Genomic DNA, 22014 nt, shown 5'->3' with positions numbered 1-22014 from the left:
GCTCTTGAATTCGAATATAAAGGATAGTGTTTATGCGTGCGGAAGCTCAGGCAACCGTCGACCAACTCCAGCAGTCTCTCGCGCTGCTGAGGAGGCATCTTTGACTGGGATCGGGCCCTTTTAAGACTTGAGGAGCTCAATGCCCTCGCCGAAGACCCCGATCTTTGGAACAACCCCCAGAATGCGCAGAAGCTGATGCGTGAACGGACCCGGCTCGATGACTCCATCGGCGCCGTCAAAGCCATTGAACAGGACCTCAGCGATACGCTGGAGCTTCTGGAACTGGCGGAGATGGAAGGCGATGCAGATATGGAAGCCGAGGCCGAGGTCGCGCTTACGCAGATGGGTGAGAAGGCGAAAGCGGCTGAGCTGAAAGCGCTCCTCTCCGGTGAAGCGGACGCCAACGACACCTACGTGGAAATTCACTCAGGCGCAGGCGGGACCGAAAGCCAGGACTGGGCATCGATGCTTTTCCGCATGTATATGCGCTGGGGCGAAAAGCACGGCTACAAGGTCAGTACGGTTCAATATACCGCAGGTGAAGAAGCCGGTATCAAGTCCGCGACCCTTCAGATGAAGGGCGAGGATGCCTACGGCTGGCTTAAAACCGAATCCGGCGTGCACAGGCTTGTGCGGATATCGCCGTATGATTCCAACGCCCGTCGCCACACCAGCTTTGCGTCGGTCTGGGTTTATCCTGTCGTGGATGACAATATCGAGATCGAGATTCTGGAGAGCGACCTGAAGACGGATACTTACCGGGCATCCGGTGCAGGCGGTCAGCACGTCAACACGACGGATTCCGCAGTCCGCATTACCCACATTCCGACCGGGATCGTGGTTCAGTGCCAGGCTGAGCGGTCCCAGCACAAGAACCGGGCGGCGGCGATGAGCATGTTGAAAGCCCGTCTCTATGAAGCGGAGCTGCGCAAACGGGAAGAAGAAGCCAACGCGGTCAATGCGACAAAGACGGAGATCGGCTGGGGGCACCAGATCCGTTCGTATGTGTTGCAGCCTTACCAGATGGTGAAAGACCTCAGGACGGGGGAAGAATCCGGCCAGCCCGACAAGGTGCTGGATGGTGATCTGGATGCCTTTCTGGCGGCGGCGCTTGCCGCGCGCGTGCACGGCGAAACCAAGGATATCAGCGATATCGACTAAGGCCGGTAGCGTTTTCCGCGTCTGATAATGAAAAGGGCGCCGCAGGATAATGCGGCGCCCTTTCTATTTGGGTATTGCGCCTGGCTTATTCGGCGGCCGCGCTCTTGGTGCCGGAAACGAACGAGGGCGTTTCATCGGCCTTTTCCAGCGTCTTTGCCTCACTGGGACTGGTGGTGTGCGCAAAACGACCGGTCAGCTTGGCGCCGGATTCGACCGAAAGGCTTTCGTGATAGACATCACCATCGACCACAGCGGTCTTTTCCAGGCGTACGGCGCGGGCGCGGATTTCACCGCTGACTGCACCCCGAATGGTGACGCTGTCAGCCGAAATACTGCCTTCAACCGAGCCACTTTCCCCCATCACCAGGCCACCGCAGGTAAGGTCGCCGATGATGGCGCCATCGAGCTGAAGCTCGCCACGGGTTTTCACATTGCCTTCGATCTGGACATCGGAACCGATGATCGACGGGGTCGGAGCCGCGCCGGAACGGGGCGCAGCCGCGTTATTGCTGGCTGGTTTCTTCATATCGTCCTTGGATTTTACGAACATCATTTGCTGCCTTCAAATAGGGCATCGGATCCCGGACCTTACCGTCAAACCACACTTCATAGTGCACGTGGGTGTCGGTGGCGCGACCGGTCTTGCCCATGTCTCCGATCTGTTGGCCCAACTGGACCACTTCACCTTTATGGACCCGGAGCTTACGCATATGGCCATACCGGGTATGGAAGCCGTTGCCGTGATCAATCTCAACCATCTTGCCGTATGGTCCATGCCAACCGGCATAGATTACGACGCCAGGGGCTGTCGCATGGATCGCCGTGCCGGGCCATCCCGCAAGATCGAGCCCATAGTGATGTGCCCAGGTTTTCCTGAACGGGTCCATCCGTCGGCCAAACCGGCTGGCAACATAATATTTATCAGCTGGCTTCCCGACAGGGAAACTATTCAGCACATTTGTGACCATCTCAAGGCGGTGCCGCGCATCCAGAAGTTCGCTGAACTTGGTGCCGTCCTTGTGGTCAAAGACAGGCTTGAACCCGCTTTCCGGCATGAAGGGGCCGCCGATGGCGGAATCGTCTTCATGATTATACTGGCGGATCAGGTCGCCGGTCGTGATTTTTGTGCCTTTGAGCACGGTATCGATATGGCTGAGCTGATTATCGGTTTTTGCCAGGAGACGCGTCGCGAGATCTTGTTGGCGTTCTCCCAAAGACCGGAGGCGGTTTGACAGGCTTTTGCGCCAGTCGACGTCGCTTTTTTCAGGAACGGACGCCTGGGCCGTGCCGGTGCCGAGAAGGCGCTCAAGCAGCGTCAGGCGCGATTGCGATGGCTCATCGGCGGAGGATGTTTCACCATCGCTATCCGCGGCTTGGTCATCTTCCTTGCCTTGAGGTGCATTTGTGTCCGTGGTCGGGGCAGTCTGCTGGCCGTCAGCCTTCTGAGAGGCGCCGGCGACTTCTTCAAGGAATTTCTGGCGCTCTTCTAGTTGCTTGGTCTGGCGCTCCACCTTCTGGATCACGGTCGAGAAATCGGTCGACAGCGCCTGATACTGGGCGGACATGCTGGCGATGGTACGGTTCTTACGCTCCAGCGTCTTGTCACGGGTGAGATAGGCGTAGCTTGTAATGCTGCCCCAGACGAGGGTGCCTGCCAGAATTGTGGTGGCGACGAGCTGGGTGTAGCTACCGATGGTGACGAAACGGACCCGGCCTTCACTGCGCAAAAAAAGCTGGCGTTCGGGGAAATATTTCCCGCGCCATGCATGGAATTTGCTCAACAATGTACGTTGGCCTGCCAAATATCCTCTCACGCTGTCAGCGTGTCCTCACCCTGTAATTACAATATTCTTTATGCGCTACATATGGTTAATAGCTGCAATTTCTTAATATTGTCTGCATTCCACCCACTTTTGCAATGCTGGTCAAGTTCATTATCCTGCTTTGGAAGGCGCTGCAAGGGGTTCGTAGAAGCTGGCGCCCATGCCAGCCCGGTCGCGGGCGGGCTTGTTAAAGGGCGGTTTAAGCTGGCCGTGGAAGTAAAGTTTCACCAAATTCTGGAACCAAAGATCCGGGTCTTGGCCCTCCTGCTCGGCGAGATAGCGGAACCAGCGTGTCCCTGCGGCAACGTGGCTGACTTCTTCCTCATAGATGGTGCCGAGGACTTCCGCGGACGTATCGTCGCCAGCGTTTTTCAGCAGTTTAATCATCTGCGGGGTAACGTCGAGCCCGCGGGCTTCCAGAACCATAGGCACCACGGCAAGCCGGGCGGGCAGACAGTCCTTTGTCGCTTGTGACGACTGCCATAAACCGTCATGGGCTGGCAGGTCGCCATAGAAGCTGTCGAGCGCCTTGAGGCGGCTTGAAACCATGATGAAATGGCGGGCTTCGTCATCGCCCACCTGAACCCAGTCATCTGAAAAGCCGCGCGGCATCTCCGCCCCGAAGCGCGCGACGATATCGAAGGCGAGGTCGATGGCATTCAGTTCAATGTGGGCGACTGCATGGAGGAGCGCGCGGCGGTTATTCTCATTCCCGGCTTTCCGGCGCTTCGGCATATCCCCAGGCGCCAGAAGGATAGGGCGGTCCGGCCTCGCGGGCCTGTCCGGGACCGGCGTGTCGAAGCTGAAGTCCAGTTCCCGTGCACGCCAGGCGGCGGCGACCGCGCGGGCAACTTCCGCTTTCGTGCGGGGCTTCTCGGTGTTGAGGACGGCGACCGCGGCCTCCCCCAGTGTTTGCCACTCAGCCATGTGACTTAAAGGGCCTTGGCGGCTTCGAGGACAGCTTCAGCGTGGCCCTTCACCTTCACCTTGTGCCAGACCTGGCGGATGACGCCGTCACCGTCGATAAGGAAGGTGGCGCGTTCGATACCCATATAGACACGGCCATAGAGCTTTTTCTCGACCCAGACGCCGTATTTCTCAATGACTTCACCGTCCACGTCGGCAGCGAGTTCGACCTTCAGGTCTTGCTTGGCGATGAAGTTGTTATGCCTGGTAACGCTATCCTTGGACATGCCGATGACCACGGCGCCCGCGGCCTTGAACTCGCCTATGAGGGCTGAAAAGTCCTTGGCTTCGGTGGTGCAGCCGGGTGTGCTGTCCTTGGGGTAAAAATAGAGCACGACCTTCTGACCCTTGAAGTCGCTCAGGCGCAGGTTTTTGTCGCCGGCGGCCGGCAGATCGAAATCCGGGGCTTTGGCTCCGATATCAAGGCTCATGCTAGTCTCCCTTCAGGTGGTCTTGTTCTGTGCGCGCCTTCAAGAGGGCGTACGCGGGCTCTTCTATAACACGCTTGTAGAGGCTGTACAGCCTGGCCTCCTGCCGCAGGACGGTTTCCTTGAGGGCGCCGAAATCCTCGGTATGGGTTGCCCGGCAAAGCGCTGTGCGCAGGCCTTCGGGGATTTGTTCCTCAGAGCGCGGCGAACTGCCCAGGCTCAGACGCAGGAGTGATTGGACATTCTGGAGCAGAAAGTGCGCGCTTGCCATAAGCTCGGTATCGGCCTCCGGGAGGACTTTCTTTGCACGCAGGCGCTTGATGGTTTCGGAGATTTCCGGGTGGAAGATCCCCGGTGTCTTATGGCCTTCGCGCAGCATCAGATACTGGCAGATGAATTCGATATCGACGAGGCCGCCCCGGACATATTTGATCGCCCACGGGTTCTTCGTACCGAACTGGGCCTCGACCTTGAGCCGCATGTCATGAACGGACAACAGTAGGTCGTCGGCATCGCGCGGGGACGTGAGCACAGAGCGGATCGTGTCGGTGAGCGCGTCCCTGAGCGCGTCTGGCGCGATGATGATGCGCGCGCGGGTCAGCGCCATATGCTCCCACGTCCAGGCGGCGCTGGAATAATAGTCCGTAAACGTCTTGAGGGTGACGACCAGTGGCCCCTGGTGCCCCGACGGACGCAGCCGTGTATCAACCTCAAAAAGCCGGCCTTCGGGGGTCAGGGCCGTGATCGCGGTGATGATATGTTGGCCCAGGCGGGAGAAATACTGGCTGGGGCCTAGGGGCTTATCGCCATCAGACATGCTGTTCATGTCTTCGACGTGATAGAGGAACACCATGTCGAGGTCCGAGGTTTGCGTCAGCTCCCGCCCGCCATATTTCCCCATGCCGAGGAGGCAGATACCGCCACCGGGGAACCGGCCATGCCTGCGGGCGAACTCTTTCTCCACTTCAGGCACAAGCACCTTGAGCGTGACATCGGCGACGCGTGTCATTGCTTCACCGGCCTCGCGCACGTCGGAAAGTGATTCAAGCAGTTGCACCCCGATGCGGAACCGAAGCTCGGCGACGAAGCGGCGAACATAGTCAAGCATGTCCTGGTAGTCGTTCGCGGTGTGCAACATGCTTCTGAGCATATCGGCGAGGGTGTCTTCATCCTCGATAGGGTCGAAGAAATGGGGCTCCAGCACGGCGTCCCACAAGGCCGGCTTCTTGGCGAGCGTATCTGCGAGCGCAGGTGCAAGCCCCATCACATGGGCCAGCAGCTGGAAGAGCGACGGGTTGGCATGAAGAAGCGAGAATAGCTGAACGCCGGCCGGTTGCTGGGCGATGAAGGAATCGAAGCGCATAAGGGCGGCGCTCGGCTTGTCGGTTTTGGCGAAAGCTTCCAGAAGTCCCGGCAGCATCTGGTCCAGCAGATGTTTGGCGCGCTCGGTCCGCAGTGCCCGGTGCCTGCCGCGGCGCCAGCCTTCAATGACCCCAGCGGAGCTTGCCGGGTCATCGAACTTCATCTCGGCAAGGTTGCTTTCCAGGTCCTGCTCATTGAAGCCGCTTTCTGATGTTTCATCTTCAGGGAGCAGGGCATCATAATGGGCGCTGACCCTGTCGCTGTGGCGCAGGACTTCGGCCTTCAGGGCCCCCCGATCCGCAAGCCCCATAAACGTAGCGAGCCGATCTTGGCCGGCTTCATCCTCCGGTATCTGGTGCGTCTGTTCATCCGCCACCATCTGGATACGGTGTTCGAGCGTGCGGAGGAAAACATAGCTTTCGCTGAGGTCTTTATGGACTTTCGGTTCGATCAGGCCATCCGTTGCCAAGGCATCCAGGGCGTCGAGCGTGCCACGTATACGCAAGCGCGGGTGACGGCCAGCAAACAGTAACTGGTTGATCTGGGCAAAAAATTCGATCTCGCGGATGCCGCCATGGCCGAGCTTGACGTTATAGCCCGCAAAGCGAACACCCGAGGTGCCATAGTGGCGGTTGATCTGGTGCTTGATGGCGGCAATGTCGGCAAGGGCGGCAAAATCCATGTTGCGGCGCCAGATCCAGCTACTCATGAACCCCAGGTAGGCTTCGGCTGCAGCCTTGTCGCCCGCGGAGGGGCGCGCCTTGATCATGGCCGAGCGTTCCCAGTTTACCGCCATGGAGTGATAGTAATTCTCTGCGGCCTCCACCGAGATGGCTACGGGGGTCGCGCCAGGGTCAGGCCTCAGCCTCAGGTCGGTGCGGAAGACATAGCCGTGCATGGTGCGCCGGTCCATCATCTGTACCAGGTCCTGCGTGATTTTGATGAAGCAGTCCGACACGGATTTGCGCCCGCTATAGGTGACCCGGCTTGCGTCATAGAGCGCGATCAGATCGATGTCGGACGAATAATTGAGCTCATAGGCACCAAGCTTGCCCATGCCGAGGAGGAAATAGCCGCAGTTTTCGGTCAGGGCAGGGGTAACGGGTTCCGGCTCACCCTTGGGCCAGGCAAGATCACCCCGCTGCATCCTGTCGTGCAGGAGATGGGCGAGCGAGAGCGTGAGCGCCGCATCGGCAAAGCGGCTGAGCGCTGTGGTGACGTCGTCGAACTGCCAGCGGCCTGAAATATCGGCGTAGGCCGTCAGGAAGGATACGCGGGTCTTCAAGTTCCTGAGGACAGCCATCAGGTCCGGCATTTTCTCGCCGTCCGGCCGCGGTGCGGTCATGTCCTTAATAAGTACCTCGAACAGGTCGGTAGGGTCGCCTGCCATCAGGGTCAGGCAGTCAGCCGGGTGGCGCTGCATGATGCCGGCGAGGAACGGGCTATTGCCGGCAAGGGCTGCGATCAGGGCAGCTTCCGGCATAGGCAGATTATTTTCCGCCGCTGTTTCTTGTAGCGTTGCCGTAATTTCGTCCGCTTTTGCCTTATCATAGGCAGACGGATATGGACTGTTGCTGTCTGACATGCTCTATACCGGGTGAGACGGGAACGGACGACTGGGATGTAAGTGTCTATGGCCCGTGCCGTCAAATCAAGGGTCTTAAAACGGTTGGGCTGCGCCTTTGAAGCGGATTAGTGCAATATTGGCAAGGATCGGTGTCTGGGGTCTGACGGCGAGCCTGCTTCTGATAAGCCTTGCCTTCGTAAGGGTATTCTTGGCGCCTGTCGATGTCAGCTTCGCCAGAACGCTGGTCGAAGCACGGGCCGCGGATGTGCTGCCGGGATGGCGGATCAGCTTCAAGGACGCCATCGTCGGCTGGGACTGGCGTTCCGTCCGACCCTGGGTTTCCATCACCGACCTCAAGCTTATCGACCGCCGGGACAGGCTGCGCGCCAATGTGCAGGATGTACGGCTGGGGATGGCCTTTACCTCGCTCCTGTCCAATGTCAGCTTTTCGACGATTGACGTATCGAACGCCAATATCACCATTTCAGACCTTGCCGGGTTCAGCGACGCGACGGACAACGGCAAACAGGGCACGCCCCGCAAGCTATTTGGCGAATCGGGCATTCCAAGACCCGAACTTTTGCGGCCGGTTACGGAAGCTTTCAGCCGGTTTGGTAGCCGCCTTTTGAAAACGGCCCCCGGGCTTGACCGTATCCTGATCAAGAACACCTCGGTCGATATCTATCGCGGGGAAGGGCTGCAGGATGCGCACCTGGACTTGCCGACCTTCCGGCTCAGCAATAACCATAACGAGCTGGAGCTCCGTTCGCTTATCGATGCCCGCTTTGCCGATGTTCCAACCCAGATTCGCCTGACCGGGACAGCCGAGCCGACCTATGGCGAGATGAAGCTGTCGCTGTCGATGAGCGGGCTGATGCCATCAAGCCTCGCAGAAACGGCCAAATTGCCGGAGGTGGTCTCCGCGCTTCAGTTCCCGATCGGGCTCGATATTGACCTGGAACTTGGCGCCAATGTGGGCCTGCGCGGGGCACGTTTTGCCATTACCATCGATGACGGCATTCTTTCTGATCCGGTGATGTTCCCGAAGCCTGCGCCCATCCGCTATGGCACTATCAGTGGCGATTATGATGTCGCTGAGCAGGTTATCGCCATCAAGCAGGTGGAAATCGCGGCAGGGGATCATCTGATCACCGGACACGGGTTGGTTTACTGGGATGAAGGCAATCCGCATCCTGGAATCAAGCTTGATCTGGGAATTGATGGCGAAGTGCCGCTTTCCGACGTGTTGATGTATTGGCCGATCCATACCTACCCGGACGGCACTCCGCGGGGCGCGCGGGCCTGGGTCGACCAGCATATGATCAAAGGCATGACCAATGACGCCGAGTTCCAGGTCGACATGCGTCCGGATGGTACGGGGCCGTTCGAAAACAAAAGCATTATCAAACTGGGCTTCGGCTTCCACGACCTGGATACGCATTTCCTGTTGACCATGCCGCCGATTAAGGGCGCGAGGGGTCATGCCGCGCTGACGCACACCAGTTTCCGGCTTTGGCTTGAGGGCGGCACGGTGCTTGAGATGCCGCTTAAGGACTCGCGCGTGGATATCGAACATATCAACATCCATGAAGGCGCGATCGGTAACTTTACGGTTCATACGGCAGGCGACGTGCCGACGGTGATGAAGCTGATCAGCTATCCGCCCTTGAGTGTGCCGGAAAAAATGCATTTCGATGCGGCCCGCATCGGTGGCGAGGCCACTATCCGTGCGCTTATCACCTTACCGCTTATCAAAGACCTGCCGGATGATGCCATCCATTATGATGTTCAGGCGGAGCTCGCCCACGCGAGTGTGGCGGACCTTCTGGGCGGGGAAGGGCTGAAGGATGCCAGCCTTACCCTATCGCTGGACCGTGACACGTTGGCGGTTGGCGGGAACGGCATCCTTAACGGCGTCCCCCTAAATCTGCACTGGCGCGAGGATATGGCGGCAGGGCGGGCTTCGCCAGACGCCGATACCAGCCAGATTGTGCTGACCGGAAACATGGACCAGAACGACCTGAAGGCCTTGGGGGTCGATATCAGTGATTTTCTGGACGGCAAGGCCTGGGGTGAGGCGACCTTTGTCGGGCGGTCCCTCAAATTCCGGAAAGGTTATTTTTCCGCTGATACCCTGGGCGCTGTGGTTATGGCGCCGCAGCTGGGATGGAAGAAGCCGGCGGATGCCCCGGCCAATATCACCGGGACAGTGATCTTCGACGACAAGGGAACCCATTTGCACCCGCTTGTCGCCACTGGTGAGAATATCGACGTTAAGGCCGATTTCGATTGGGGGCCGAAAGATAGCGGCCTTTTCAAGGGGCGCTTTGATTTGCGCAAGCTGGGCCGGACGGAAGGACTTGTGGGCACCGTTGAGGAAAAGCCCGGCAAGCCGACGGTCGCTAAATTGAAGGCCAAGGACTTCGACCTCGCCCCACTTCTTGTGGCTGGGTCTGACAAGAAGCAAAACAACGGCACCAAGGATGTGGACCTGTCGCTTGATGCGAACCGCCTGCTTCTGGAAAACGGTGAATATTTGAAGGGGGCGACAGTCCGGGCGCGTTTCCGGGATGGCTCGCCCAAGTTAGCCAGCTTTACAGGAACCTTCCCCGTGAAAGAGGGGCAGAAACCGGTTCCGACCACGATGGCGATCCGTGAAGATGGCGGGCAGGATCAGGCAATCACGATCGAATCACCTGATGGCGGTAGGTTCTTGCGTGGCCTAGGCCTTTTCGCGCACCTATCCGGCGGCACGCTGAAAATGGAAGGCCGGACCACAGGCTGGGGCGGAACCCTCCATCTCAAAGGGAACGGGACAATCCTCGGGGCTAATCTTGTCTCAAAGGAAAGCCTCGGCCCGGCTGTTACCGAAGGGGTGGTCAGTGGTCTTGATCATTATCTCAAGGACGGCCCGATTGAACTGAACAACATCACCATTCCCTTTGCCTACAACGAGGGCCTACTGGATCTGAATGAGCTGAAAGCGAACGGCCCGTCGATGGGCATGACCATGGAGGGGCAGATTGAAGCCAAGACCGGGCGGATCAACGTCAATGGCGTGATTGTTCCGGCTTACGGTATCAATTCACTTCTTGGGAAAATCCCGCTTGTCGGCGGCTTGTTCTCGGGCGGGGAGGGCAAGGGGCTGTTCGGGGTCGCTTACCGTGTTAAGGGGCTGACCGAGAAGCCGGATGTCTCCGTGAATGCGCTTTCAGGGCTCGCGCCCGGGTTCCTGCGCCTGCTGTTCGAAGGCCGCAAGGGCAAGGTATCCGACGTCAAGGAGCCGCCACAGACGCCAGAAAAGGCAGCAGAGCAGACTGACAAGGCAACGCAGCCGGCATCCGAGGTAGAGAAACCTGCATCGCCGCAGCCGTCCCCTGCTGTAAAGCCTGATGCCAAGCCAGAAACAAAGCCGGAAACCAAGCCTGACGGGACGCCGGAAAAGACAGCGCCAGCCCCGGAGAAAACACCCGCGACGCCTGATCAGGAACCGGCAAAGGCGCCGGACCAGGCCCCAGTTCCTGCGCCTGAGAAAGCTCCGACAAAGTCCCCTGATACAGCCCCGGCGAAAGATCCAGCCCAATCGCCATCGGTTACGCCGGCAACTGTGCCGTCCCCCGCATAAAAAACGGCCCGCCAAGTATGGCGAGCCGTCTGTGATGCTTCGAAGGCAGGTGGCCTAGGCGCTTTTCACCAGCGCATGGCGCTTTTTGCCTGCGGACAGCTTGATCTGGCCGTCGGCGAGGTCGGCTGCGGTCACCGCCTGGTCGATGCTTTCAACCTTCACGTCATTGACCTTGGCGCCGCCTTGCTGCACCAGGCGCCGGACCTCACCCTTGGAGGCGCCGAGCCCGGCTTCCACCAGCAGGTCGACGATGTTGATGCCGCCTGCAAGCCGTGCGGCGGCGACATCGATGGTCGGCAGGTCGGTACCGGCGCCCCCCTTGACGAAGGTTTCGCGCGCAGTGGCTTCGGCGGCCTTGGCGGCTGCCTCGCCGCGGCACATGGCGGTGGCGGCATTGGCGAGGATGACTTTGGCGTCATTGATCTCGGCGCCTTCCAGCTTTTCAAGGCGGCGGACCTCATCCATCGGGATATCGGTGAAGAGACGCATGAACTTGCCGACATCGGCGTCATGGCTGTTGCGCCAGAACTGCCAGTAGTTATAGGCCGGAAGGCTTGCTTCATTAAGCCAGACGGCGCCATCTGCCGTTTTGCCCATTTTCTTGCCGTCAGCGGTGGTGATCAGTGGTGTGGTCACGCCGTACATCTCGCGGCCGTCAATCCGGCGGGCCAGTTCAATACCGTTGACGATGTTGCCCCACTGGTCGGAGCCACCCATCTGCAAGGAACAGCCATAGCGGCGGCCCAGTTCCATGAAGTCATAGGCCTGGAGGATCATGTAGTTGAATTCGAGGAAGGTCAGCGGCTGCTCGCGCTCAAGCCGCAGCTTGACGCTATCGAAGGTCAGCATACGGTTGATGGTGAAGTGAGGGCCGACGTCGCGCAGGAACGAGATATATTCCAGTTTGTCGAGCCATTCGCCGTTATTGACCATGGTGGCATCCGTGGTGCCATCGCCGAAGCTCAGGAACTGGGTAAAGATAGAACGGATGCTTGCCATGTTGCCCGCGATGATCTCGTCGGTCATCAGCTTGCGGCTTTCATCCTTACCCGATGGGTCGCCAACCCGGCTGGTGCCGCCACCCAGGAGAACGATCGGCTTATGGCCAGCCTGCTGGAGCCGTCGCAGCATCATGATGCTGACAAGGTTGCCGACATGGAGGCTGGAGGCGGTGCAGTCGAAGCCTACATAAGCGGTGATCGGACCCTCAGCCATTTTGGCGTCCAGCGCGGCCAGGTCAGTCGCCTGGTGAATGTAGCCGCGCTCGGTGAGGATTTGCAGAAATTCCGATTTCAACTCGCTCATGGGATTGGTCCAGCATCTTCCGGGAAGCCCCCTATAGGCCGCCCACACAAAATAGTTTAAGAGCGGGCTGATGTAGCATAGGGTGGCGAAAAGGCAAAGCCTTCGCGTAAGAGGATAGGGCAGGGAATAAGCGACATATGACAGTTCTGGGGGAACCGGGCGAGGTTAAGTGTGTGATCGGGCTGATGAGCGGCACCTCGATGGATGGGGTCGACGCGGCTCTTATCTATACCGATGGTGTGAAATTGGAGCGGCGCGGCCCGTCGCTGACACTGCCGTATCCGAGCGCGATGCGCGAACGGATCAAGGAAGGGCTGAAGCTTGCGTCCGCCTGTTCAAGCGCCGCTGACGCCCCGGCCGAAATCCAGGTTCTTGAGCAGGATATCACCGACTATCATGCAGATGCGGTGGCGGAAATCCTGGCGATTACTGACCTCAAACCCTCAGATGTCGACCTTGTCGGCTTCCATGGCCAAACACTGACCCACCGCCCGGACAGGGGCTGGACCTGGCAGATCGGTGATGGCGGCCGCCTTGCGGGCCGTACCGGCATTCCTGTCGTGAATGATTTCCGAACCGCCGATGTGGCGGCGGGCGGTGAAGGGGCACCTCTCGTCCCGCTGTATCATGCTGCATTGATGGCAGGAGAAAACCGCCATAAAACCGCAGCGATCCTCAATATCGGCGGTGTAGCGAACGTGACCTGGGTGTCCTTCAGGAACGGGCCAGAGCCGGAAATCGTCGCCTTCGATACAGGCCCAGGCAACGCCATGCTGGACGACTGGGCCGAAATCCATACCGGCACGCCGTGTGACATGGATGGCCAGCTCGCGGCTGAGGGCCTCAGCCATGAGGAAGTGGTCATGGGCTTGATGGCGAGCCCGTATTTCGATGAGGCGCCACCGAAGACGCTTGACCGTGACGATTTCAATATTCAGGCGGTCCGGGGCCTGAGCGCCGAAGATGGTGCCGCGACACTGACCGATTTCATCGTCGAATCGATGGTTGCGGCCCAAAGCCATTTCCCGAGCCCACCGGACGCCTGGTATGTCTGTGGTGGCGGGCGGCATAATCCGACCCTGATGCGCCGCCTGCGCCGCCGCCTGCCGGTACTTGTCGATCCGGTTGAGGTATTGGGCTGGCGCGGGGATGCGCTTGAGGCTGAGGCTTTCGCTTTTCTGGCCGTACGCTCGGTCCGTGGTTTGCCGATCACGCTGCCGTCGACGACGGGCTGTCCTGAGCCAACAACAGGTGGTGTGCTTCATAAACCCAGAGGGCGCCAAACCCGGATATGAAAAAAGGCGCCGGAAGGCGCCTTTTTTGTCATTCTTTGGGTCGGAACCTTATTCCTGGCCGGTCAGGCGCAGGTTCAGGTATTTGTTCACCGACGACATCAGCTGATTGAGCTCCGTCTCAAAGAAATGGTTTGCCCCTTTGATCACGTCATGGTGGACGGTGATCGATTTCTGCGCCTTCAGCTTTTCAACAAGCTTGGTGACGGAGATCGGCGTAACCAGATCGTCATTGTCAGCCTGAATGATCAGGCCCGATGACGGGCAGGGCGCCAGGAAGGAGAAGTCATACAGGTTCGCCGGCGGCGCAACCGAGATGAAGCCTTTGATTTCCGGGCGACGCATCAGAAGCTGCATCCCGATCCAGGCCCCGAAGGAGAAACCGGCGATCCATGTGCCGGTCGAATTCGGGTTCATCGACTGAATCCAATCCAGCGCCGATGCGGCATCGGACAGTTCGCCCGTTCCGTTGTCGAATTCGCCTTGGCTGCGTCCGACACCGCGGAAATTGAAGCGAAGCGTTGCGAATCCACGATGCGCAAAGGCATGGTACATGTAATAAGTGACCTTATTATCCATTGTACCGCCATATTGCGGGTGCGGATGCAGGATGAGGGCAACCGGAGCGGTGTCGCTCTTGCCAGGCTGATAACGGCCCTCAAGCCGCCCGGCCGGTCCATTGAAAATAATTTCTGGCATCTGTGGGTCTAATTCGCACTTTTTTATGGTTGACTGGATTGTTGGGGCCACCGGCCCGCAGTATGTTCAGTCCCCGATATATCGAACTTTGGCACCGATTCGCAAGCAAACTAAGTACCGGAAGCTAAATTAGAATTGATCGGGCCGGTATTTCTTCCTATGTGACAGACATGAAAACGCCAATATATCTCGATTATAACGCCACCTGTCCCATCCGTCCGGCCGTGATTGACGCCGTCGCGTCGACGATGCGGGAGGTTGGGAATCCGTCATCTGTTCATGCTGCGGGGCGCAACGCCCGGGCGGCGGTGGAGAAGGCACGGGTCCAGGTGGCGGCCCTGGTGAACTCCCGGCCACGGGATGTTGTGTTCTGTGGCGGCGGGACGGAGGCGAACAACACCGTCCTGCGCGGTGCTGGCGCTGCGAGCCTGATCATTTCCGCGATCGAGCATGAAAGCACGCAAGCCGCGGCCGAGCAGGCTGGCATGCCTGTCTTTACCATTCCTGTGAATGCCCATGGCGTCATCCTGCTGGATGAACTGGAAAGCCTTCTGGCGGAAGCCCCCAAACCGGCGCTGGTGTCGGTGATGCTGGTCAATAATGAAACCGGGGTCATCCAGCCGGTGGCGGATGCGGCCAAGCTTGCGCATGAAGCCGGGGGGCGTATCCATACCGATGCCGTTCAGGGCGCGGGCAAGCTGACGCTGGACCGTCAGGCGCTTGATGTCGACTATATGACCCTGTCCGCCCACAAGATTGGCGGGCCGCAAGGCGTCGGTGCCATCGTGCTGGCGCCGACAGCCCCCTTGAAGGCCATGCTGGTCGGCGGCGGGCAGGAACTGTCGCGCCGGTCCGGCACTGAAAATGTCGCCGGGATTGCCGGGTTCGGCGTTGCCGCGATTGAAGCCATGGGCGGGCTTGCCAGTATCCAGCATATCGCCGCCATGCGGACACGGCTTGAAGCCGGTATCATCGCCCATGCGAACGATGTGGTTATCGTCGGGGCCGGGGCGGACCGGAACGCCAACACCAGCTGTATCGCCATGCCGGGTGTGAAGGGGGAAACCCAGGTCATGCATTTTGACCTTGCGGGCATTTGCGTGTCATCGGGCTCGGCCTGTTCGTCAGGCAAGGTGAAGGTGTCCCATGTCCTCAATGCCATGGGCTATGAAGATGCCATTGCGGAAAGTTCGATCCGCGTGTCGCTCGGCTACGGTACCCAGGATGCGGACATAGACGCTTTCCTGACAGCGTGGCAGGCGATTTATAACCGGACACGCGGGCGCTGAGATTGATGGCAACATCCCCGAAAACCCCGGTTTATCTGGACTATCAGGCGACAACGCCGATGGATGAGCGGGTGCTCGGGGCCATGATGCCCTATCTCACCACCAAGTTTGGCAATCCACATTCCAGTACACACCGGTTTGGCTGGGAAGCTGAGGCGGCGCTGGATGTCGCGCGCGGGCAAGTGGCCTCGCTGATCGGCGCGCAAGAGAATGAAATCTATTTCACCTCCGGCGCGACCGAGACCAACAACCTGGTCCTCAAGGGCGTGATGGATGTCTGGGGCAAGAAGCGGCCAGAACTGATCACCGTGGCGACGGAGCATAAATGTGTGCTCGAATCCGCAGCAGCCTGCGCGCGCGCCGGGTACAAGGTCACTGTGTTGCCTGTGAAAGCTGACGGCCTTTTGGACCTGAACAGGCTTGAGGATGCGGTCAGCGAGCAGACCGCGCTCGTGTCCGTCATGGCGGTCAATAACGAAATCGGTGTCATCCAGCCCCTCAAGGAAATTGGTGCTATCGTGAAAGCCAAGGGCGCGCTGTTCCATTCGGACGCGGCTCAGGGCTATGGGAAAATCCCGCTCGATGTCGAAGCGCTTGGACTCGATTTTATGAGCATCTCCGGCCACAAGATTTATGGCCCCAAGGGCGTGGGCGCGCTTTACAAACGGACTGGGCGTCAGACTGCGCTGACGCCGCAAATAGTCGGTGGCGGGCAGGAAGACGGCATCCGCGCCGGAACCCAGGCACCTGCCTTGGTCGCGGGCCTCGGGGCCGCAGCCAGCCTGTGTGCGGATGGAATGCAGCAGGAAGCCGGGCGGCTTCAGGCCATGATGGCACGCTTCAAGGACAAGCTGTTTACCGCGCTTCCTGGTCTTATCCTCAATGGTGATGCCGAAAAGCGCTGGCAGGGTAACCTGAATGTCAGCTTTCCGGGGCTTGATGGCGACCTTCTGCTCGCGAGTATCCGGCCGCTTGCGGTCTCAAGCGGGGCGGCGTGCGCGTCTGCCGTCACCGGCTCGTCTTACGTGTTGGAGGCACTGGGGCGTAGCGAGGATGAAAGCAATAGTGCGCTCCGGATCGGGATCGGGCGTTTCACCACCGATGAAGAAATAGATTTCGCCGCCGACACGCTGATCGGCGCGGTTGAAAAGCTGGGAGGCCTGGTGCCATGAGTGACGTAACCGTAACTTTCATCCGGCCTGACGGCAGCGAGTTGAAGGTCACGACCGAACCCGGCGTGACCGTGCTTCAGCTTGCGCAGGAAAACGGGCTTGAGATGGAAGGGGCGTGCGAAGGCAACATGGCCTGTTCCACCTGTCATGTCATTGTCGATAAACACCATTTCGACCGCCTGCGGGAAGCCAGCGAGAATGAGGAAGAAATGCTCGATCTTGCACTAGGCCTTACGGCTACGTCGCGCCTCGGTTGCCAGATCGTCATCGATGAAAGCCTGGATGGCCTCATTCTGCGGCTCCCTAGGGAAAGCCGCAACATGATGGGCTTTTGAGGCCCTTATCCTGCCTGGCCCGTGGGGGGAGTATATCAGGCCTTGGGGGCAACGTTACGGGCAATGCCCTTGGCAATATCGTTTATATGTAGAACTGGAAGGTTGGCGATAAAACTGGGTTTTGCCGAGCTTTGTTCGTCATTCCCCTCGGGGGTAAATCCTGGCCTGCTCTGACCCCATACCACTGCGACCGATGCTCCCTGAACGCGGGCAACGGATAATGTGGGGTAGGCGGCCTGGATGGTGGCCAGGAGACGCTCATTTGCGCTGTCGGGGGCTCCTGCCTCCCAGCCCTCAATGAGCCATATTGTTTCCTTGGTTGCATAGGAGCGCGAGCTGTTGAACGCTCTGAGTGCCGCGCCGTAATCAGCCTGATGGCGAAAACAATATATATCCTGACTGGGTTTAACCAGCTGCGTAGTGAAATACTGGTCTGTGGTCATCTCATAATATTGGGTATTGTCCTCACGAAGAGGCGCAACATCGAACGTGAGTTTTTCGGCAACCACGGTTGAATCTTGCACGCCAACATCTGTGGCGATGGCATTGTCTGTTGGCCATAACTCGGTGATCGATTTACGGCCAAAATAATTGGCGAGGGACTTGGCGATGTTCCGAAGCGCATGTGGCAGGGGTGCCCATGGCCGTTTGGGGCGTTCTGCCTTCAATGTATCGAGGATGAAATCCAGGTCGGTCCATAGCCAATTGTTTTCCCAGACGTTGAGCCCTGTGGACCATTGGGTACGCGGCGGGGATGCAAAGGAAAGTTTATGCCCATGTGTGTGACCGATGTTGGCATAATCCATGTTGAGTTTGGCGCCGCGGCCAAAAATAACCACCTCACCGGCGAAATCGGGCATCAGGATCAGGGTATGAAAGGCCGACCCTTCGACACCGGCGATCAGCTCGGCGTCTGCCAGCATGGCAAGCTGCTCTGCGATGCTATGTTCTTCCGGATGGTAAAGGATCCAGCCATTCGCGGCTAATATGTCCTCAAGTGCTGGTTCATTATGAATGATAGCGGATTTGAGTTTGCTGCGGGAGAGCCAGACCTTCTTGCCTGGCGTAAGTTCAGTCGGCCCTACCAGGCGCAGTGCTTCCGCCTGAGCATCCGTGAACTTGCTGTTGATGATGTAGCCTGCCTCCGGCACCACCAGTTCTTCAACCTCGGTTTGTTCTGTGATCAGATGCATGGGATTCCTGAGGCCGAAAAGCTCAAATATCTCTTGCTGCATCTGGATGAAGTCATGCTGGTTATGGACGCCGAGCCAGACCAGGGGAATATCGGGGTTTTGGCGAATGACCCAAAGGCGGGACAGGCTTTCCAGGAGGAAATGGCCATAGTGCGGGAACAGATAGCCGGCGAAGATGTGCCGCCCGCTCAACCGAGCTTTGGTTTTCCCTATATTGCCCTCAAGCACCATCTGTGTTTCGACAGTCTCATGCCCTGTTGTGCTGTCCCACACGCCATCGATAATTTTTGACTTCAACCTATAGCGTCGGACCAGAAACGCCTCCTTGATAGGCTGTTTATCCTGGGTGAAAACACCGCCGTGAGCGCCATTAGCAAGGAGTGGTTTTTGTTCCGCGCCGAGACAAGGCAAGCAAATGGCGTTCCGATATATTTGGGTCATTCCCCCGAAATCCCTCAACCTGGCGAGACCAATGAAAACGCCAAAATTATTGAAATAAAATCACTTTTACCTCAATGCCTTAGCGTTTGGCAACCGCAGGGGATTTGGGGCTGCACTGAGCAGGAGCAGGTTACTCGAAGCGTTCGGGCAGGTGGTCTTCCTCGATAAGGTCGGAGAAGCGCGTGCATTCTTTGTCGAACGCAAGATGGATGGTGCCTACCGGACCATGACGTTGCTTGCCTATGATCAATTCGGCCTTGCCGTAAAGGGCCGACATTTCCGCCTGCCACTGCAGATGCTTTTCCTGGTCGGCCTGAGAAGGTTCCTCCTTCTCTTTGTAATATTCTTCCCGGAAGACGAACATCACCATATCGGCGTCCTGCTCGATCGAGCCTGATTCCCGGAGGTCCGACAGCATGGGACGCTTGTTTTCACGTTGTTCCACACCCCGGCTAAGCTGCGACAGGGCTAGAACCGGTATGTGAAGTTCTTTCGCCAAGCCCTTGAGACCACGTGTAATTTCTGAAATTTCCTGCACGCGACTTTCGGCTGCGTTTCCCTTGCCGGTGCCGCGGAGGAGCTGGAGGTAATCGACGACCACAAGGCCGAGGTTATGCTGGCGCTTGAGCCGGCGGGCACGGTTCCTGAGGGCCGCGATGGTCAGCGCGGGCGTGTCATCGATGAAGAGGGGCGTCTCCTCCAGCTCGATCGCCGCGCGGGCGATGGCCTCGAACTGGTCCTCGCGCAGATGGCCCTGGCGCATTTTGTGGGACTGGATCGGCTCCGGCCCGTTATAGAGCGCGTTCGCACGGTCCGAAAGAATACGGGCGGCCAACTGGTCGGCCGACATCTCAAGACTGAAGAAGCAGACGACTGCGCCTTTGGATTTGGCCGGGTCAACCCCCACCAGCCGGTCGTCGGCAAAGCGTTTAGCGGCATTGAAGGCGATGTTGGTGGCAAGCGCGGTCTTCCCCATAGCCGGACGTCCGGCGAGGATCATAAGGTCCGAATCGTGCAAGCCGCCGATTTTCTCATTGAGGAGCGACAGCCCCGTCGTGATACCGGAAAGGCTGTCCGGGTCTTTGTAGGCGTTTTCGATATTTTCAACCGCGGTTCTAAGCGCGCGGGAGAAGGGCTGGGCGCCGGTTTCGGCCTGACCGAGCTCCGCCAGATCGAAAAGCTGCTTTTCAGCGTCGGCGATCTGTTCGGCGGCCTCAAGGTCGACCGGGGCGTCATAGGCGTCATTGACCATGCGCTCCCCGATCAGGATAAGCGAGCGCCTGAGCGCAAGGTCATAGATGGTGCGGCCGTAATCTTCGGTATTGATGATGGTCGCGGCGGAGGCGGCCAGGCGCACCAGATACTGCGCGCCGCCGACGTCCGAAAGCGCCTCGTCATTCTCAAAATAGGGCTTCAGCTTGACCGGGTCGGCGACCTGGTTTTTGTCCATCAGTTTAAGGACGGCTTCATAGATCCGGCCGTGGACGGGCTCGAAGAAATGTTCGGGCAGTAGAAAACCCTGAACCTTCTGGGCGGCCTCGTTGTTGACGAGGATGGAGCCGAGGAGCGCCTGTTCCGCTTCAAGGTTATGCGGTTGCTGGCGATATCCGAGCTTGTCCTCAGAATCGTTGGCAGCATCGCGTTTCAGCGCTTCCATTGGGAGCCCTCCGTGACCATTGTTTCCCTGAGCCAGGCCATTCTTGCATGACCCGCGTCAAATTCCGAGTCTTCGCCCGGTCGCATCCTTGCGGAGCGTGGGGCACCATAACGGAAATGTCGCTTAAGGGCAGGGGCTATTTCCATTCATCCACAAGAGAGTTTTCCACAGGGGAATAACTCTGGGGATAACTTGTGATGGCGCGGTCGGAGGGTAACAAAAAAGGCGGCCCTAGGGACCGCCTTTTCCGTGAATGTCTGTAAGAGGAAAAAGTCCTTAGGCTTCTTTGGCTTCCTCTTCGCCTTCAGCTGCAGCTGCTTCAACAGCAACTTCTTCAGCTTCGAGCTCTTCATCTTCGTCTTCACCGAAAGCGCTTTCGAAATCAGATTCGAAACGCTCGCTAGCGACGAGAGCCGAGCCAGTTTCAAACTGGGTTTCAGCTTCTTCGACCGAGCGGGCGATGTTGACGGTCACGTCAACCGATACTTCCGGGTGCAGACGTACATGAACGTCGTGCAGGCCAATGGTTTTCAGCGCGCGATCGAGGATGACCTGATTGCGGGCAACCTTGACACCGGCTTCGGTGATGGCGTCTGCAAGGTCACGGCTCGTAACTGAACCGTAGAGCTGACCGGATTCGCCAGCTGCGCGGACCATAACGACCTTGAGGCCGTCCATGGATTTTGCAACAGCTTCGGCTTCGGTGCGGCGCTCGAGGTTATCGGCTTCGAGGCGGGCTTTATCGGCTTCGAAAACAGCTTTGTTGGCTTCCGTGGCGCGCAGGGCTTTTTTCTGCGGCAGCAGGAAGTTACGGGCAAAGCCGTTACGAACGGATACGATATCGCCCATCTGGCCGAGTTTCTCGACGCGTTCCAGCAGGATGACTTCCATTTTATGTCTCCGTGGCTTGAGCGATTATTGAACGATGAACGGAAGCAGCGCGATGTTACGGGCGCGTTTGATCGCTTTAGCCAGTTCACGCTGTTTCTTCAGGGAAACGGCGGTGATACGGCTCGGGACGATCTTGCCACGCTCAGAAACATACTTCTGCAGCAGCTTCACATCTTTATAGTCGATGACCTGGGCGTTCTCACCGGAGAAGGGGCAGGTCTTGCGACGACGGAAAAACGGACGACGAGCAGCCATTATTTAGCCTCCCTTTTACCGCCACGGCGGTCACCACGATCACCACGGTCACCACGATCACCGCGGTCATCACGGTCACGCGGGCCACGGCGTTCTTTGTCAGCTTTCGAGCGAAGAACGATCGACTGACCTTCCTCAAGCTCGTCAACGCGGATGGTCATGAAGCGAACAACGTCTTCATGAAGGCGCGCCTGGCGCTCCATCTCAGCGAGGGCTGCGTGCGGGGCATCGATGTTCATGAGAACATAGTGGCCCTTGCGGTTTTTCTTGATTTTGTAGGCCAGGTTCTTAAGGCCCCAGTATTCGGTCTTGGCGACCTTGCCGTCGTTCTCCTCAATGATTTTGGAGAAGTCGGCGGTAATGCCTTCAACTTGCGAGGCGTTGATATCCTGCCGCGCAATGAAAACATGCTCGTACAAAGCCATGTTTTGCTCCTTTATGCTGATCGCTCACCGCCCGCCATGGACGGTGCCTCCAGCTTTCCTAAACAAAGTCCTTCTGCCGCAAACCGCATGGTCTGGGGACTCGAGACGCGCCTCTATACCCCTGGTAT

18 protein-coding genes are annotated in these 22014 nt (G+C 58.5%); 6 read left to right on the top strand and 12 right to left on the bottom strand.

The features are described 5' to 3' along the window. The first annotated feature begins 32 nt into the window (after positions 1-32). Positions 33-1161 (top strand): peptide chain release factor 2 gene (prfB, locus tag K6118_RS07705; protein ID WP_247119661.1). Its coding sequence is split into 2 segments (ribosomal slippage): positions 33-101 and positions 103-1161, totalling 1128 coding nucleotides; the frame shifts between segments, so codons are not numbered across the junction. Positions 1162-1246: 85 nt separating this feature from the next. Here the strand turns inward: prfB and K6118_RS07700 are convergent. The 5 genes from K6118_RS07700 to K6118_RS07680 all read right to left on the bottom strand — a co-directional run bounded on the left by K6118_RS07700 (position 1247) and on the right by K6118_RS07680 (position 7325). Then, the gene (locus tag K6118_RS07700) at positions 1247-1687 is read right to left on the bottom strand and encodes a bactofilin family protein (RefSeq protein WP_247119660.1); all 441 of its coding nucleotides are present in this window, start codon (positions 1685-1687) and stop codon (positions 1247-1249) included. Then, positions 1665-2942 carry a peptidoglycan DD-metalloendopeptidase family protein gene (locus K6118_RS07695; protein WP_247119659.1) on the bottom strand — a complete coding sequence of 426 codons (1278 nt, stop codon included), beginning with the start codon at positions 2940-2942 and terminating at the stop codon, positions 1665-1667. Before K6118_RS07695 ends, K6118_RS07700 begins: the two co-directional genes overlap by 23 nt. 153 nt (positions 2943-3095) lie before the next feature. After that, positions 3096-3911, bottom strand: coding sequence for a ferritin-like domain-containing protein (locus tag K6118_RS07690; protein ID WP_247119658.1), 816 nt, complete (start codon positions 3909-3911; stop codon positions 3096-3098). 5 nt (positions 3912-3916) lie between these two features. Further along, positions 3917-4381, bottom strand: a complete 465-nt coding sequence (bcp, locus tag K6118_RS07685) for a thioredoxin-dependent thiol peroxidase (RefSeq protein WP_247119657.1) — start codon at positions 4379-4381, stop codon at positions 3917-3919. A 1-nt stretch (position 4382) separates the two neighbouring features. Then, positions 4383-7325 (bottom strand): bifunctional [glutamine synthetase] adenylyltransferase/[glutamine synthetase]-adenylyl-L-tyrosine phosphorylase, encoded by a 2943-nt coding sequence (locus K6118_RS07680; RefSeq protein ID WP_281500681.1) that lies wholly within the window; start codon positions 7323-7325, stop codon positions 4383-4385. 190 nt (positions 7326-7515) lie between these two features. Between K6118_RS07680 and K6118_RS07675 the strand changes: the two genes are divergently transcribed. Continuing rightward, the gene (locus tag K6118_RS07675; RefSeq protein ID WP_247119655.1) at positions 7516-10932 is read left to right on the top strand and encodes a YhdP family protein; all 3417 of its coding nucleotides are present in this window, start codon (positions 7516-7518) and stop codon (positions 10930-10932) included. Positions 10933-10986: 54 nt separating this feature from the next. Here the strand turns inward: K6118_RS07675 and tyrS are convergent, their stop codons facing one another. Beyond that, complete coding sequence (tyrS, locus tag K6118_RS07670) at positions 10987-12237, bottom strand: tyrosine--tRNA ligase (RefSeq protein ID WP_247119654.1); 1251 nt, start codon at positions 12235-12237, stop codon at positions 10987-10989. 137 nt (positions 12238-12374) lie between these two features. On the opposite strand from tyrS, the gene K6118_RS07665 reads away from it, so the two are divergent. Further along, positions 12375-13532, top strand: coding sequence for an anhydro-N-acetylmuramic acid kinase (locus tag K6118_RS07665; RefSeq protein ID WP_247119653.1), 1158 nt, complete (start codon positions 12375-12377; stop codon positions 13530-13532). A 48-nt stretch (positions 13533-13580) separates the two neighbouring features. On the opposite strand, the gene K6118_RS07660 is transcribed toward K6118_RS07665, so the two are convergent. Continuing rightward, positions 13581-14228, bottom strand: coding sequence for an alpha/beta hydrolase (locus tag K6118_RS07660; RefSeq protein ID WP_247119652.1), 648 nt, complete (start codon positions 14226-14228; stop codon positions 13581-13583). A 170-nt stretch (positions 14229-14398) separates the two neighbouring features. On the opposite strand from K6118_RS07660, the gene K6118_RS07655 reads away from it, so the two are divergent. Genes K6118_RS07655 through K6118_RS07645 form a run of 3 tightly spaced genes read left to right on the top strand, consistent with a single transcriptional unit; the run spans position 14399 to position 17024 of the window. Next, positions 14399-15517: a cysteine desulfurase family protein gene (locus K6118_RS07655; protein WP_247119651.1), complete on the top strand. Its 1119-nt coding sequence runs from the start codon at positions 14399-14401 to the stop codon at positions 15515-15517. A gap of 5 nt (positions 15518-15522) precedes the next feature. Then, positions 15523-16689 (top strand): cysteine desulfurase family protein, encoded by a 1167-nt coding sequence (locus tag K6118_RS07650; RefSeq protein ID WP_247119650.1) that lies wholly within the window; start codon positions 15523-15525, stop codon positions 16687-16689. Beyond that, the gene (locus tag K6118_RS07645; RefSeq protein ID WP_247119649.1) at positions 16686-17024 is read left to right on the top strand and encodes a ferredoxin family 2Fe-2S iron-sulfur cluster binding protein; all 339 of its coding nucleotides are present in this window, start codon (positions 16686-16688) and stop codon (positions 17022-17024) included. The genes K6118_RS07650 and K6118_RS07645 overlap by 4 nt, the downstream gene beginning before the upstream one ends. 35 nt (positions 17025-17059) lie before the next feature. Here the strand turns inward: K6118_RS07645 and K6118_RS07640 are convergent, their stop codons facing one another. The 5 genes from K6118_RS07640 to rpsF form a co-directional block, all read right to left on the bottom strand. Beyond that, positions 17060-18658 carry a glycosyltransferase family 61 protein gene (locus tag K6118_RS07640; RefSeq protein WP_247119648.1) on the bottom strand — a complete coding sequence of 533 codons (1599 nt, stop codon included), beginning with the start codon at positions 18656-18658 and terminating at the stop codon, positions 17060-17062. A gap of 130 nt (positions 18659-18788) precedes the next feature. Beyond that, entirely contained in the window at positions 18789-20315 is a 1527-nt protein-coding gene (locus tag K6118_RS07635) for a replicative DNA helicase (RefSeq protein ID WP_247119647.1), read from the bottom strand. A 276-nt stretch (positions 20316-20591) separates the two neighbouring features. Next, a complete protein-coding gene (rplI, locus tag K6118_RS07630; protein WP_247119646.1) occupies positions 20592-21206 on the bottom strand; it encodes a 50S ribosomal protein L9 in 615 nt (204 codons plus the stop codon). A 24-nt stretch (positions 21207-21230) separates the two neighbouring features. Beyond that, on the bottom strand, positions 21231-21461 hold the full coding sequence (gene rpsR / locus K6118_RS07625) for a 30S ribosomal protein S18 (RefSeq protein WP_247119645.1): 231 nt from the start codon (positions 21459-21461) through the stop codon (positions 21231-21233). Beyond that, positions 21461-21886: a 30S ribosomal protein S6 gene (rpsF, locus tag K6118_RS07620; protein ID WP_247119644.1), complete on the bottom strand. Its 426-nt coding sequence runs from the start codon at positions 21884-21886 to the stop codon at positions 21461-21463. Before rpsF ends, rpsR begins: the two co-directional genes overlap by 1 nt. Between the last annotated feature and the right edge of the window lie 128 nt (positions 21887-22014).

It is taken from the genome of Kordiimonas marina (assembly GCF_023006325.1).
Lineage (GTDB): Bacteria > Pseudomonadota > Alphaproteobacteria > Sphingomonadales > Kordiimonadaceae > Kordiimonas > Kordiimonas marina.
The sequence above is the reverse complement of the archived record's forward strand: the minus strand, read 5'-3'. Positions and strand labels throughout refer to the sequence as shown.

Coding starts and splice junctions, on each gene's coding strand:
- K6118_RS07680 (WP_281500681.1), bottom strand. CDS start 7,325: ATGTCAGACAGCAACAGTCCATATCCGTCTGCCTATGATAAGGCAAAA.
- K6118_RS07700 (WP_247119660.1), bottom strand. CDS start 1,687: ATGAAGAAACCAGCCAGCAATAACGCGGCTGCGCCCCGTTCCGGCGCG.
- K6118_RS07635 (WP_247119647.1), bottom strand. CDS start 20,315: ATGGAAGCGCTGAAACGCGATGCTGCCAACGATTCTGAGGACAAGCTC.
- bcp (WP_247119657.1), bottom strand. CDS start 4,381: ATGAGCCTTGATATCGGAGCCAAAGCCCCGGATTTCGATCTGCCGGCC.
- rpsR (WP_247119645.1), bottom strand. CDS start 21,461: ATGGCTGCTCGTCGTCCGTTTTTCCGTCGTCGCAAGACCTGCCCCTTC.
- tyrS (WP_247119654.1), bottom strand. CDS start 12,237: ATGAGCGAGTTGAAATCGGAATTTCTGCAAATCCTCACCGAGCGCGGC.
- rpsF (WP_247119644.1), bottom strand. CDS start 21,886: ATGGCTTTGTACGAGCATGTTTTCATTGCGCGGCAGGATATCAACGCC.
- K6118_RS07660 (WP_247119652.1), bottom strand. CDS start 14,228: ATGCCAGAAATTATTTTCAATGGACCGGCCGGGCGGCTTGAGGGCCGT.
- K6118_RS07650 (WP_247119650.1), top strand. CDS start 15,523: ATGGCAACATCCCCGAAAACCCCGGTTTATCTGGACTATCAGGCGACA.
- K6118_RS07690 (WP_247119658.1), bottom strand. CDS start 3,911: ATGGCTGAGTGGCAAACACTGGGGGAGGCCGCGGTCGCCGTCCTCAAC.
- K6118_RS07655 (WP_247119651.1), top strand. CDS start 14,399: ATGAAAACGCCAATATATCTCGATTATAACGCCACCTGTCCCATCCGT.
- K6118_RS07645 (WP_247119649.1), top strand. CDS start 16,686: ATGAGTGACGTAACCGTAACTTTCATCCGGCCTGACGGCAGCGAGTTG.
- K6118_RS07665 (WP_247119653.1), top strand. CDS start 12,375: ATGACAGTTCTGGGGGAACCGGGCGAGGTTAAGTGTGTGATCGGGCTG.
- K6118_RS07640 (WP_247119648.1), bottom strand. CDS start 18,658: ATGACCCAAATATATCGGAACGCCATTTGCTTGCCTTGTCTCGGCGCG.
- rplI (WP_247119646.1), bottom strand. CDS start 21,206: ATGGAAGTCATCCTGCTGGAACGCGTCGAGAAACTCGGCCAGATGGGC.